This window comes from Aquimarina sp. ERC-38, assembly GCF_026222555.1.
Lineage (GTDB): Bacteria > Bacteroidota > Bacteroidia > Flavobacteriales > Flavobacteriaceae > Aquimarina.
On sequence record NZ_CP098511.1, the window covers coordinates 2,298,723 to 2,311,376 of the forward strand.

At 33.6% G+C, this 12,654-nt stretch carries 14 protein-coding genes; 8 read left to right on the plus strand and 6 right to left on the minus strand.

Annotation, left to right across the window (positions count from 1 at the left end; translation table 11 throughout):
• Positions 1-25 precede the first annotated feature (25 nt).
• Genes NBT05_RS09345 through NBT05_RS09355 form a run of 3 tightly spaced genes read left to right on the plus strand, consistent with a single transcriptional unit; the run spans position 26 to position 3,168 of the window.
• Positions 26-1,240 carry an ABC transporter permease gene (locus NBT05_RS09345; RefSeq protein WP_265769602.1) on the plus strand — a complete coding sequence of 405 codons (1,215 nt, stop codon included), beginning with the start codon at positions 26-28 and terminating at the stop codon, positions 1,238-1,240.
• Positions 1,221-2,003, plus strand: coding sequence for an ABC transporter ATP-binding protein (locus tag NBT05_RS09350; RefSeq protein ID WP_265769603.1), 783 nt, complete (start codon positions 1,221-1,223; stop codon positions 2,001-2,003). The genes NBT05_RS09345 and NBT05_RS09350 overlap by 20 nt, the downstream gene beginning before the upstream one ends.
• On the plus strand, positions 1,990-3,168 hold the full coding sequence (locus NBT05_RS09355) for a hypothetical protein (protein WP_265769604.1): 1,179 nt from the start codon (positions 1,990-1,992) through the stop codon (positions 3,166-3,168). Before NBT05_RS09350 ends, NBT05_RS09355 begins: the two co-directional genes overlap by 14 nt.
• 104 nt (positions 3,169-3,272) lie before the next feature.
• Here the strand turns inward: NBT05_RS09355 and NBT05_RS09360 are convergent, their stop codons facing one another.
• Complete coding sequence (locus tag NBT05_RS09360; protein ID WP_265769605.1) at positions 3,273-4,511, minus strand: IS4 family transposase; 1,239 nt, start codon at positions 4,509-4,511, stop codon at positions 3,273-3,275.
• 349 nt (positions 4,512-4,860) lie between these two features.
• On the opposite strand from NBT05_RS09360, the gene NBT05_RS09365 reads away from it, so the two are divergent.
• Positions 4,861-5,820, plus strand: coding sequence for a hypothetical protein (locus tag NBT05_RS09365; protein WP_265769606.1), 960 nt, complete (start codon positions 4,861-4,863; stop codon positions 5,818-5,820).
• A gap of 51 nt (positions 5,821-5,871) precedes the next feature.
• On the opposite strand, the gene NBT05_RS09370 is transcribed toward NBT05_RS09365, so the two are convergent.
• From NBT05_RS09370 to NBT05_RS09385, 4 genes are all read right to left on the minus strand, one after another.
• Positions 5,872-6,261 (minus strand): hypothetical protein, encoded by a 390-nt coding sequence (locus tag NBT05_RS09370; RefSeq protein WP_265769607.1) that lies wholly within the window; start codon positions 6,259-6,261, stop codon positions 5,872-5,874.
• Between the two features lie 234 nt (positions 6,262-6,495).
• Entirely contained in the window at positions 6,496-6,834 is a 339-nt protein-coding gene (locus NBT05_RS09375; RefSeq protein ID WP_265769608.1) for a transposase, read from the minus strand.
• Positions 6,835-7,047: 213 nt separating this feature from the next.
• Positions 7,048-7,557, minus strand: a complete 510-nt coding sequence (locus tag NBT05_RS09380; protein ID WP_265769609.1) for a helix-turn-helix domain-containing protein — start codon at positions 7,555-7,557, stop codon at positions 7,048-7,050.
• A 648-nt stretch (positions 7,558-8,205) separates the two neighbouring features.
• Positions 8,206-8,442, minus strand: a complete 237-nt coding sequence (locus NBT05_RS09385; protein ID WP_265769610.1) for a hypothetical protein — start codon at positions 8,440-8,442, stop codon at positions 8,206-8,208.
• A 173-nt stretch (positions 8,443-8,615) separates the two neighbouring features.
• Here NBT05_RS09385 and NBT05_RS09390 point away from each other — a divergent pair, with 173 nt between their 5' ends.
• Genes NBT05_RS09390 through NBT05_RS09405 form a run of 4 tightly spaced genes read left to right on the plus strand, consistent with a single transcriptional unit; the run spans position 8,616 to position 10,743 of the window.
• Positions 8,616-8,879 carry a transposase gene (locus NBT05_RS09390; protein ID WP_265769611.1) on the plus strand — a complete coding sequence of 88 codons (264 nt, stop codon included), beginning with the start codon at positions 8,616-8,618 and terminating at the stop codon, positions 8,877-8,879.
• Positions 8,858-9,781 carry an IS256 family transposase gene (locus NBT05_RS09395; protein ID WP_265769612.1) on the plus strand — a complete coding sequence of 308 codons (924 nt, stop codon included), beginning with the start codon at positions 8,858-8,860 and terminating at the stop codon, positions 9,779-9,781. Before NBT05_RS09390 ends, NBT05_RS09395 begins: the two co-directional genes overlap by 22 nt.
• A gap of 59 nt (positions 9,782-9,840) precedes the next feature.
• A complete protein-coding gene (locus tag NBT05_RS09400) occupies positions 9,841-10,275 on the plus strand; it encodes an IS1595 family transposase (RefSeq protein WP_265769582.1) in 435 nt (144 codons plus the stop codon).
• 36 nt (positions 10,276-10,311) lie between these two features.
• On the plus strand, positions 10,312-10,743 hold the full coding sequence (locus NBT05_RS09405; protein WP_265769583.1) for an IS1595 family transposase: 432 nt from the start codon (positions 10,312-10,314) through the stop codon (positions 10,741-10,743).
• Positions 10,744-11,647: 904 nt separating this feature from the next.
• Here NBT05_RS09405 and NBT05_RS09410 read toward each other — a convergent pair.
• The gene (locus tag NBT05_RS09410; protein ID WP_265769613.1) at positions 11,648-12,646 is read right to left on the minus strand and encodes a hypothetical protein; all 999 of its coding nucleotides are present in this window, start codon (positions 12,644-12,646) and stop codon (positions 11,648-11,650) included.
• Between the last annotated feature and the right edge of the window lie 8 nt (positions 12,647-12,654).

Here is a 12,654-nt window from a genome sequence, read left to right on the forward strand (position 1 = left end):
TTTTTGTAAAACAACAATCTTAACTATGATATCAAAAATAGCTTGGAAAAACATATGGCGCGCACCAATGAGATCCTTTGTCGTAATTATAACTGTGTTTTTTGGAGTATGGGCATTTATATTTTCTACTTCATTTATTCTTGCAATTATACAAGGATACGTAGATAGTGCAATACGATTTCAAACTTCTCATCTGCAAATTCACCACGAAGAATTTATCAAAGATGAGGAAGGAAAATACATGCTCAACCCTGATATAAAAAAGGAGTTAGACAATATAAATACTATCAATGTTTTTGCAGATAGGACAATTATCAAAGGGATGATTCAATCCAGTAGAGCAGTAAGTGGTATTGTAATTTGTGGAGGAAACCTAAAAAAAGAACTAAAACTAAATTCTTTTAATAAAGCGATTATTGACGGAAATTATTTTCAGGAAGGCAAAAAAAATGAAATTCTTATCAGCCATAAGATTGCAGAAAAATTAAAGATTAAAGTAAGAAAAAAAATAGTACTTCAATTTAGAGATAAAAATGGTGATTTGATAGCTGGATCTTTTAGAGTAGCAGGGATTTTTAAGACAGAAAATGCGGTAACAGATATGACAAAAGTATATGTGCAAAAAAAAGACATAAACAGATTATATGGAAAACCAGATGCTATTCATGAAATAGCTGTTAAACTTAATGATGTCCAAGAGATAGCTGCTGTTCAAAAGAATATTCGAGTTAATTTAAAACAAAAAGATGTAATTGTTAGGAATTATAGACAGATAGCTCCGAATATCCAATTATATGAATCCCAGATTTATATAAGTCTGGGTATTTTATTAGTCATATTTATGTTGGCACTCGTTTTTGGGATTCTTAATACCATGATGATGACTGTTCTTGAAAGAACAAAAGAGTTAGGTGTGCTTATGGCGATAGGCATGAATAGAAATAAAATATTTAATATGATTACGCTAGAAACTATATTATTAGGTCTTATAGGTGCACCAATGGGGTTATTATTTGGTTGGCAAACAATCAATTATTATCATAAAAACGGAATCGATCTCAGTCAATTTGGGAAAGGAACAGAATGGTTTGGAGTAAAATCTATCATATATCCTGATTTAGAATTAAAAGTATGTCTGTTAATCATGATAGGGGTATTCATTACAACAATTCTTGCAGCGATTTATCCTTCTATAAAAGCTACAAAACTAAGACCTGTTGTTGCGATTAGAAAAATATAATCATTATAAAGAAAAACCTAAAATGAAAGATGTTTTGAAAATAATAAAATCTAATGACTCATCAGAAAAAAAGGAGAAAACATTCCCAATTATTAAAGCCCAAAAAATTCAGAAAATATATAACCCAAAAAAAATTCGTGTGCATGCACTACGAGGAGTAGATCTGGAAATAAAAAAAGGAGAATTTACAGCTATTGTAGGGCCTTCAGGATCAGGAAAAACGACATTGCTTAATATTATAGGAGGGTTAGATAAACCTTCTAAAGGAGAGATTTCTATTGCTGGAGTAAATACATTAAAATTATCTGAAAACGAGATGATTGATTTTAGAAAAAATCATGTAGGGTTTGTGTTTCAAGCATATAACTTAATTCCTGTCCTTACCGCATCAGAAAATATAGAATTTATTATGGTGCTTAAAAAGCAATCAAAATTAGAACGTAATCAACGTGTAAATGAATTATTAAAAGCAGTAGGGTTACTGGATAAAAAAAATAAACGCCCCAGCGAATTATCTGGAGGACAACAGCAACGGGTTGCGGTGGCTAGAGCACTAGCTTCTAAACCAGATTTTATTTTGGCAGATGAGCCTACAGCAAACTTAGATTCAGAATCTACAGCAGATTTGTTGGACATGATGCGATTCTTGAATAAAGAAGGGATGACTTTTATTTTTTCGACACATGACCAAAGGGTCATTGATAGAGCCAATAGAGTAATAACATTAGTAGATGGGCAAATTGTAAGTGATGTATATCGATAAAATAATCTTAGTTATTGTTTTTGGGTTTTTTATTCTAAAAATAAGTGCGCAAGAAACTCAACAAAATATAAAAAAATGGGAGCTATCAGGGTATTTTAAATCATTACAAGGTATATATAGCTTACGTAACGAAGCGGTAGATGAAACAACTGTTGCAACAGATGCTTTTCTTCATTCAAGATTGAATTTTGTATACTATCCTACTGATAAAATTACTTTTAAAGCAGAGCTAAGAACTCGTTTTTTTTATGGAGAATTATCCAAACCGCCACTTGCAATAAATTTTAGAGAAAACCTATATAAAACGGTAAATGATGTTGTAGATCTGCAGGTAATAAGTACTGGAGAAGAAGTAGTATTACATAGTGTTTTTGATAGATTGTATCTAGAATATATCCTTAAAAACTTAGAAATAAGAGCAGGAAGACAACGAATTAATTGGGGAGTACATACTATTTGGAACCCTAACGATATTTTTAATGCTTTTTCCTTTACGGATTTTGATCACGTAGAACGTCCTGGTTCTGAATCAATTAGAATTAAGTATTATATAGGAGCAACGAGTAGTATAGAGGTTGCAGCCAAAGCCTTTAACAATTCGAATGACATTATCGCAGGAATAATATGGAAAACAAATAATAATGGATATGATTTTCAGTTTTTATCCGGGTGGGTTAATGAAGATATAGCCATAGGTATCGGATGGTCAGGAGGAATCAAGAAAATTGGTTTTGATGGAGAAGCTACTTTTTTTAAAGCAACCAAGGATAATGAGGAAGACATATTTAGCGGAACTATTGGACTTGATTATTCCTTTAAAAATAATACTTTAATAGAAACAGGACTGTTATATAATAGTGGAGGTAGCGATGATAGTAGTACCATTTTAGGTTTTGAATTAAATGCTAAAAATCTGTACCCATACAACTGGACTACCTATATAAATTTGGCAAAACCTTTTACCCCGATATTTTCTGGAGCAATAGTGATATTATATTCTCCAGTATCTGGGCAACCGATTTTTATGAATCCAACCTTAAGTTATTCACTAGGTGAAAATTTAGATGTGGATCTCATTGGCCAAATTATATTTGAAGATTCACCAACCAGAATATATCATAGTCCAACTCAGATTGTATACCTAAGAATGAGCTGGAATTTTTGAAGAATACTTATTTTAAAACATATATATGTATTCACAAGCATCCGAAAGTTTTTAAAAAAAGTCAAAAAACCTTGGCCATCCTCTATAAATAGGTAGTCATTTTATCATTTTACAGAAAATAAGTCTTCTTGAAAGTTTAATTTTTGTTGATTTGGAGGTTTTGCTTTTTTAGATTTAGCATCGATTTGATTGCATACGTAGTCTAGGCTTAGGTAAAAACACAGGCAAATCCTTATTTTTTCCACGAAATTAGAAAACGCATGTTTTTTCTTAGCTATAGTTCTTACCATTAGCTGTAATAAAAGGAAATTAATGAGCGCTATGTATATTTGAGATTTAACTGCATTCTCAGAGGTACCAAGAAAAGTTTTGATCTGTAAATTTTGCTTTATTGATTTAAAAAACAACTCAATATCCCATCTCTTTTTGTACAAGTCCGCAAGCGTTCTTGCCTCCCAATCTAATTGATTGGTAATAATCCGGATCACTTTATTGTCATCCTCCTTATAAACTTGTACCAATCTTAAAGGAACCTTGTCAAGGCCTTTCTCCTTAGCTTTGTTGCTATTCAAATGAATTATTTGGTCTATAAGGATATCTTGATCTTTATGATCAGGTAATTCTATTTCGCCTATATCTTGATAAAGGGTGTTACTTTTTATACGGGTCACAAATATATTTTCAGCAGCAATACGTTGGGCAATCAATTCAAAATTAAAGTAAGCCCGATCTTCAACTACAATAGTATGTTTGGGAAACACTAATTGTTTTAAACCGTAACGATCATGTTCTTTGGCAGGTGTTATGTTTACCAGGTCTGGCAACATCAATGTATCATCCCAACAGGTATGGATTTTAATGCCCCCTTTTGCTGTCCGAAACTTTGCCCAATCAAACATTGATAAGCATAGGCTAATTGTAGTACTATCGATTAACTTAACCACGCGCCCTTCAATTTCTTTGATTATATGGGACTTGTATTGTTTGGATAAAATACTTCGGTAATGGGTTAAAAGCCTATTATACAAAGTTTCAAAGACTCTATAATCGCGTTTTTTATTACCATCACTCATTGTAGATTTAGCTGGGCTTTGAGATAACCCTAAGTCTGAAATAAAAGTTTGTGAAACTCCAATACCAGAGCTAATATCACTTAAAGTATAGCATTTATTCAGCTGTTCGAAACTTAAAGCCACAAATTGATCGTAAGCCTTGTACTTACTACAGCCTTTATCACTTTTGTGCTGAGCGGTGCAACGATGGAAAAGCCAAGGTGGTACTAAATCTAAAATTTGACGGATTAGTGGTTTATTATTATTTTTAGTTCGCCTGAAGAGTCTCATAAAATGTATTTTGAAAGTCCAATTCTAAAATACAGGATTCTCAGGCTAATTTCTCAACCAAACTTTCGGATAGTTGTGATATGTATTAAAAATAAATAAAGTATTGGGGGTTTATAAGGAAGTAGTCATCTCCTGTCGAAAAGTAAGAAGGAAACGTATAGTCATAGTTCAAAAATAAAATCAAATAACTATATTTATTAATTGAAATTAGCCATTTTAATTGCATTTTATTGTATAGAAATCATTAAATTTGATAAGTATATGTGTTTTTCAGATGAAATTGAAACAATCGTATAATTTTCCAAGAAACGTACTTTTATTAGGAAGTATATTGATGATCATCGTGATTATGATGGTATTGATAAAATCATCTATATACACTGCCTATGCTAATTCTATTTCATTAGGAATTACTATTGATTTACTAATTTTCCCTCCATTACTTTATTTCTTAGTCATAATAAAAACTAAAATTCCTAAAATTTCAGTTATCCCATTTTTGGTCTTTAGTATGGTATTGTGCTATAGTATATTACCAACTCAAGACCATAGATATTTAGATTTTTTTAAAAATTGGTTATTTCCAGTTATAGAAGTAGGAGTAGTAACGTTCATTATAGTTAGTGTAAGAAAAGTCATAAAAAAATACAAAGGCAAAAAAAACTCAATAAACGTTGACTTTTTTACAACGTTAAAAGAAACGTGCTATGAGATGCTACCGAGAAAACTTGTTATGCCTTTTGTGACCGAGATCGCTGTGTTTTATTACGGCTTTGTATATTGGAAAAAACGAACATTACAAGAAAATGATTATAGCTATCATAAGGATAGTGGTACACTAACATTATTAGTTGCCTTTGTTTTTATTATAGGCATAGAAACGTTTGTTTTTCATATCAAGCTCTCAGAATGGAATAATATCGTAGCCTGGATTTTGACTAGTTTAAGTGTATACTCTGCGATTCAGATTTTCGGATTTTTAAAATCGATGTTAAAAAGACCAATTTCCTTCAATCAAGGTAAACTATATCTTAAATATGGTATTATGAGTGAGTGTACTATCCAATTAGAAGATATTGAATCTATTGAACTATCAACAAAAGAGATTCAATCTGATGAAGAAACACAGAGACTGTCTATTTTTGGTGAGTTGGAAGGTCATAATATAATTCTAATATTGAAAAAGGAATACGAGCTGATCAGATTGTATGGTATTAAGAGAAAATTTAAAGTTTTAGCATTGTATGTAGATGATAAAAATGGATTTTTAAATAGAGTGAAAGAATTTAAGAATAATGCACAAGAATAAAGTGAATGATAATAGTTTGGGAACTAATTAGTAGCATATATATAATGCGAATCAAGAGTTAAAAATCAGGGTTATAAAAGTAGCTGCTAACCTTCCATAGATATGAAGGTTTAAACCTTTTGTAGACCTTACCTTACTGGCTTTTTGTATATCTGACTTTTCAATGATCCAACTAAATAGAGCCTCAATAGGTTGCCTTATTTTAGAGACTGCCTTTGAATACAAATCGTTTACTGCCTTATCAAACTTTTTCAAAACATCTGGCGTTCCCTTTATAGCCTTTACAGGGGTTAGCATCTCGGAGTTAAACTTGTTGTTCATATCGGTAAGGAAATTTTGTCCATTATATATCTTATCACCAAAAAATGTCCGGTTCACTTTCTCTGACCAGGCTTCTTTAAAGACCGTAAAGTCGCTTACAGAAGCCTTTGTTACTATCATCTATTCGGGATGGGGTAACTTGTTTGGGTTGCAAAAACCAATAGCATGGAGTTTTACCCCATAATAATAATAATAATAATACTCTTTGTAGAACAATAGCCTTTGTTTGTAATTTTGGTTGCAACCCTTGCTGAACGCTTCCCCAAACAAGTGATAATTGGCATTGAATCTAGTACACTGAATTTTGTAGAACATTACTTTGGGGTGTATTCCACTAATACGATATACGGTTATTTATTTCGCATAAAAGGCGTTTAAGTAGTGATGGTTCCCAACAATAGATTTTATTGTTTCTTGGCTCATACTATCAACGAATTGCTTCAGCCAATCTTTTAGGTCTTCTAAATTTTCATACGTTTTATTTTTAAACCTCTTTTTGATATAAGCCCAGACTTGCTCACAAGGGTTTAATTCAGGGGTATATGGTGGTATCCTAAGGAGTTTGATATTATCAGGTATTAGCATATCTTTTGTTGAATGAAACCCTGCATTATCTATTACTACTATCTTTAACTCACAAGGTTTATGCTCTGATAGTTGCTTTAAATAGTTATGGAAAATTTCTTTGTTCACATTTTCTACCTCTAAGACTATACTGTCCCATTTATTGGGGAGTACGCACCATAGAGGTAGGTGTTTTTAAATTTATGTTGAAACTTAACTTTAGGGGCAACAGACTTAGCTGTAATAACTGTACCTACCTGGGTTTTTAAGCCAAAACGGGCTTCATCTTGAAAGTAAAGGTTTATAGAACCGTAGATATCTTTATTTAGACTTAATCTTAATTCAGAAATTAGATTTGGTAAGTTTTAAAAAATCAGCCTGAGCTTCCGGATCCTTCTTAATATGGGATTTTCTTGGTTGTTTGATTTTAGAACCAAAAACATCAATCATATATTCACGTAGGGTATTGTATGGGTAGCTAATCCCGTATTGCTCTTTGACCCAATTTACTGCCTGAACGTAACTCTCAAAACCTTGATAGCTATCATTCAACCTTTTGGATAAACCAGTGTGAACAGCTTTGGTCACTTTACGCTCTTTAGCCTTCCTAGGCTTTGAACCAATTAACATAGCTTCAATACCTTCTTCTTTGTATGTTTTTAACCACAACTCCATTGTACGGACATTATAACCCAAATGCTTTGCTAAATCAGATTGCTTTTTAAAAGTCTTTTCTTTTATATAAAGCAAGGATTGTAACCGCAAAACATTCTTAGAATGTGATGCTTTACCAATCATAGAACGTAGTTGTGAAGAAGTCTCTAATACTTCAAATGATATGTGTTTTCCCATATCTAAATATACGAAATATTATCTCGTAAATCGTATAACGGTACTTTTAAAGTGTAAATAGTATAAAACAAACCTTCGCATTTCAATGCCTTTTTAACGCGGTTACTACCGTAGATTGTTTTGTTCTGTATAAATAAAATTTTAATACGTTCTTTAAGGTAAATCAAAGACTTTTTTGTTTTTTCCAAGGATTTGGTTTTTACCCGATGATAATTAGGAATTCTTACTTACGCTCATATACTTGCACAACTCTGCCTGCCGGCAGGTTCTCAACCGGATATTCTTCTTTATGGTTAGCAATAAACTGATACCTTACCGGTCGCTCCTGGAGAAGATGCGCACTGCCTTTTTTAAGATGTCACATTCCATAGTGATCTCACGTAGTTCTTTACGCAAATTAACAATCTCTTTCTGCATTTACGAGACTTCTTGGGTACTTTTTATATCCGTAGAATTCTTAGTAAACTCTCGCCTCTAGCGATTTACCATGCCGGTTCCAAGATCATATTCCTTACAAACTTCACTAACACGCTTGCCCGATACGACTAATTCGACAATCGTTCTTTTAAAATCTAAATCGTAACTCCTCTTTTTCATCTGATAAAAGTAAAAAAGCTTCAAAAAACCGTCACAACAAAACTAGATATTTCAAATAGTATTAGCTTTATCAATAATTTTCTTTGCCAGTTTAACATCCGTAGGAAAGGTAGTATTCTTCTCCTGGACGGTGGTATCTGAGAATACCACATCTTCCCTGGCATTTCTGCCGTGAAAACTTACCGAATAATCAAATATCTTCTCAATTCCGGAGGTACCAATCCTATCCCTGAAATGAACAAAGTAACTAGGGTCTGTAGGAAAGCAATGCTCGAAGTGATCCATCATACAAAAATACCGCATGTAAGGGTCATGCTCCTAGGCTTTTGCTAGGGTCTCACCCCCCCCAAAGGTTATACATGCGTTTTGATACCCGTCCAAAAAAGTGTGTCTGTGTAATGAAAAAGTTTCCAACAATTTAACAATTTTACAAAATTAACATCACTGTAAAATTTTAAAAATTGAAGGAAACCATGAATCTTACAAAGAAACAAACTGAATTTGTACTGAGCAAATTTTTAGAAAAGCCAACCGGACTCAACGATGTTCTGGAAATGGTACTTAACGCAATGCTTTACAACAAGCGCAGCGAATTTTTGGCTACAAATGCTACTCAAGGTAATAAAGCCAATGGCTACCGTTTGGGGAAGGTCTTTGGTCAGGGTTGCCAGTTAGAACTGCGCATCCCCCGGGACCGTCAGAGATGTTTAGCCCAGTACTTCTAGCCCTATTTAGGGAGCAGGAAGGTTACCTTCGAGAGGTAAGTTTTCAGCTCTACGGTAAAGGGCTTACTACCCGGGATATCGGTGAAGTAATGCAAACTCTCTATGGGCGTCACTATAGCAAAAGTAGCATTAGTAATTTCACCCAAAGCTTTTATGATCAGATGCGCCTATGGCGAGAGCGTACCCTGGAGTCCCACTACCTTGCCATCTTTATAGATGGGTTGCAGGTAAAAGTCAGGCGCAACGGTAAATACCAAAACGAATGCTATTATATTATACTAGCCTTAAAAGAAGATTATACCCGGGAGGTCATTGCTATAGAAACCCTGCCCAATGAATCAGCTACAGGTTGGAGGTTGGTGCTACAGGGACTTAAAGAACGGGGGTTACAAACAGTTGGGCTGGTGGCCTCGGATAACTTGAGTGGTATTACCTCAGCTGTAGCCAGCGTGTGGAAAGCTACCCCGCATCAGTTGTGCTGCGTACACTTGCAGCGAAACTTGCAGGCAAGGGTACGCCATCAGGATAAAGCGGAACTGGCAAAAGACCTCAGAGAAGTACTCTCGCCAGGTGTAGTAGGTCATACCCGGGAAAAGGCAATGAAAAAGATAGGCCAGATCAAGATCAAATGGAAAGACTACCCAAAACTAACCTCTCATATAGACAAAGTGCCATGGGAAGATTACCTTACTTATCTGGATTTTGACCATAGGGTACAAAGAATGCTCTATACTACCAACTGGATAGAACGCTTTAACAGAAGCGCAAGAAGGACCCTTAAAGTAAGGTCCGGACTCCCTAGCGAAGAATCAGTATTAACCTTAATTACCAGTGTCGCCATAGAAAAAGGCAATAAAAAGTATGCCTATCCCATATATAATTTAATAGGGTTACCCATTTAAGTCTCAAATACTTGTAAGTGAGGATATTATTTTGTAAATTATAGGTAAATATTTCACAAATGAAGATATTAAAAGAGCTTGATAGACAGGTATTTATAGATCGGTTTACAACTAACGAAGATTGTTATAAGTTTTTGGCAAGATTAAAATGGGAAAACGGCTATAGTTGTAGGAGATGTAGCTCAACTGCTTACACAAAGGGCAAGCAACCTTATAGCCGTCGTTGTAGTAAATGCGGTTATGACGAATCTACAACGGCAGCAACCCTATTTCATAAACTTAAGTTTGATATCCTTAAAGCCTTTGGGATGCTCTACGAGGTTTCCACTAGTAAGAAAGGGGCAAATAGTATTTGGTTAGCAGAACGTTTTGGTTTGAACCAAAAAACAACATGGGCATTTCGCCAGAAAGTACAGTTAGCTATGGAAAGCAGTGAGCAGTACCCTTTAGAAGATGAAGTCCATGTTGATGAGTTCGAGATAGGTACACCCTAAAAGGGGGAACAGGGAAGAAGTAAAAGTGATACGAAAATGAGGGTAGTCGTTGCTTTTGAATACAGGGATGGTAAGTCTGGAAGGGGCTATGCTAAAGTTATAGAAGATTATAGCGCCAGGTCTTTAAAACCATTGTTTGACACGCATATAAAGAATGATGCCAGTATATTAGCGGATGGTTGGCCTGGTTATCACCCAATCAAAGAAGAATACCCTGACTTGAAACAAACTTTATCAAACAAAGGAAAAAACTTTAAAATGTTGCACATACAGATCAGGAACTTTAAAAACTGGTTGAGAGGGGTTCATTCTTATTGTAATAAAGAATACCTTCAAAAATACATCGATGAATATTTCTTTAGGTTCAATAGACGGAACCACAGGGTGTCAATCCTAGATAAAATAATAGAACGTTGCACTAGCCATGAACCCATAACTATCAAACAATTAAAAATCATTGCGAACTAAATGGGTAACCCTATAATTTTAAATTTGAGAATAAACTAAAAAAACGTGATTGTTAATTTGATTGAAAACTTTTTCTAAACAACCCCAGACACACTAAAATGGACACTACCAAAATTTTAACAACAACGAACCCACTATTAAACGGATAAGCATGGAAGGACGACCTTTCTCAAAGTAAAAACTACGAAAGCTATCTTCAAAATAACCCCGATCAACCTTATTTGCTAATAGTACCAACTCTTGACTCATATCTATAAAATCAATAAGGTGGGGTTTGAACAAATCTTTTTGAGGGGAGTACTTCGTTTTTCCTAATATCTATTGCTAGTATTTACACCCAATTTAAACAAAACCCTTTAATTTTAGCTACCTAAAATTAACTATTATCAACTATAGACCAATAGATACTTGCAAATTAAACCTTTCTTAAGGAACAACTAAATATCTAAAATCACGATAAATTGAACTTACAAAATTTACCCTTTTAACCTCTGATTAGAATAATAGTTATAGTATCAACTAATCAGTGTATTATCCTTACTACAAGATTTATCCTCTATAGAATTACCTATAATTAGCAAACCCTCCGAAAAACCTATTTCCTAACATGGAGGTTCATATTTTCAAAGAGAACATAAAACCAACGTGTCGTAAGAGTAACCTAAATACTATAATGGTAATTCTTACTAACGCTAGTAATTCGAGATTAACATATAGCGGTTCTTTGACTAAGGCTACCCAGCAAATAGTTTATGCTAAAATCTGATAAGTTAGTAACATTGATAACTTGAATTAACTATTTTAGTGCATAACATTAATCACTATAAATGGTTATATACTATAAATAAAATAGGCTATCCGAAAGGATAGCCCATGCATATAAGATAAAGTAAGACTATAAAATTTAAATTTTAGTAAATTTTAACTCTACAGGATAAGCAGAACCTCCGCATCCCCCATCTGCAGTAAAATCATTAAATTTTATAGTGAAACTAGAATCATCAAGACTATCCCCATCAAATAATCCAGCAGTTATTAGACTTTCAGTTTCTAACTGAATATTGCCTGCACCACAACCTAGACCTCCACCAGAATCTTGTTCAGGAACAATAACTTTACCACAAATTAAATTGAATTTTAAAGCAAAATTAAAAGGGCCAGCATCTGGTAAATAATCCAAGGTAACCTCCCTAGCTGTACCTGAAGTAGCTGTAATAGAAACATTTCCACTATTAACAAATATTCCGAAAGGTCCAGTACCTTCAATAATTTCCATTTCATAATTTCCTATTAAAAAAGTGTTAGGATAACCACAAACAACGCTGGCATCGTAGCGAAAAGGTGAATTGAAAAACAACCCAGTTACATTACCATTAAGATTAGTATTTGTAAAAACTAAACCATTATTTAATTTAATTGCTAATCGAACTCTAAAAATATCACCACCATCTACTCTGTCTAGATCATCTTCAAGATTTAATAAACTAATAGCCTCTGCTGCATCAATGGTAATTGTATTCACCGGTTTTCCTTTTTCATCCATTGTAAATTCTGAAGCAGCAATATTTCTAACTAAAGCATCAGGTCTACTAATATCCTCATCATCTCTATCTGTCATAGTTAAATCTCCATCAGTATCAATGAACGTATCAACAAAACTTACAAAAACATCTACTGATTCAAATTGAGCATTGTTAACAAAATCGTCAGCTTGAACTCTAACTGCAATTTGCGAGTTGGTGATATCGTTAATATCTACTTCTAAATTTACTAGCTCAAGCGTTCTTAAAACCGCTGCCGATTCTAAATCATCTAGAGCAAATGGATTTTTATCTTCTTCTTCACATGCAATTAAAAACAACATGCAAAGAATTAGTTTAAATGTTAAATTATAATATTTCATATTTTCTT

Excerpts from the sequence above, each read along its gene's own strand:
- NBT05_RS09395 (WP_265769612.1), top strand. The coding sequence starts at position 8,858 with ATGTTTAGCCCAGTACTTCTAGCCCTATTTAGGGAGCAGGAAGGTTAC.
- NBT05_RS09355 (WP_265769604.1), top strand. The coding sequence starts at position 1,990 with ATGTATATCGATAAAATAATCTTAGTTATTGTTTTTGGGTTTTTTATT.
- NBT05_RS09345 (WP_265769602.1), top strand. The coding sequence starts at position 26 with ATGATATCAAAAATAGCTTGGAAAAACATATGGCGCGCACCAATGAGA.
- NBT05_RS09365 (WP_265769606.1), top strand. The coding sequence starts at position 4,861 with ATGATGGTATTGATAAAATCATCTATATACACTGCCTATGCTAATTCT.
- NBT05_RS09360 (WP_265769605.1), bottom strand. The coding sequence starts at position 4,511 with ATGAGACTCTTCAGGCGAACTAAAAATAATAATAAACCACTAATCCGT.
- NBT05_RS09405 (WP_265769583.1), top strand. The coding sequence starts at position 10,312 with ATGAGGGTAGTCGTTGCTTTTGAATACAGGGATGGTAAGTCTGGAAGG.
- NBT05_RS09370 (WP_265769607.1), bottom strand. The coding sequence starts at position 6,261 with ATGATAGTAACAAAGGCTTCTGTAAGCGACTTTACGGTCTTTAAAGAA.
- NBT05_RS09385 (WP_265769610.1), bottom strand. The coding sequence starts at position 8,442 with ATGATGGATCACTTCGAGCATTGCTTTCCTACAGACCCTAGTTACTTT.
- NBT05_RS09400 (WP_265769582.1), top strand. The coding sequence starts at position 9,841 with ATGAAGATATTAAAAGAGCTTGATAGACAGGTATTTATAGATCGGTTT.
- NBT05_RS09380 (WP_265769609.1), bottom strand. The coding sequence starts at position 7,557 with ATGGGAAAACACATATCATTTGAAGTATTAGAGACTTCTTCACAACTA.
- NBT05_RS09410 (WP_265769613.1), bottom strand. The coding sequence starts at position 12,646 with ATGAAATATTATAATTTAACATTTAAACTAATTCTTTGCATGTTGTTT.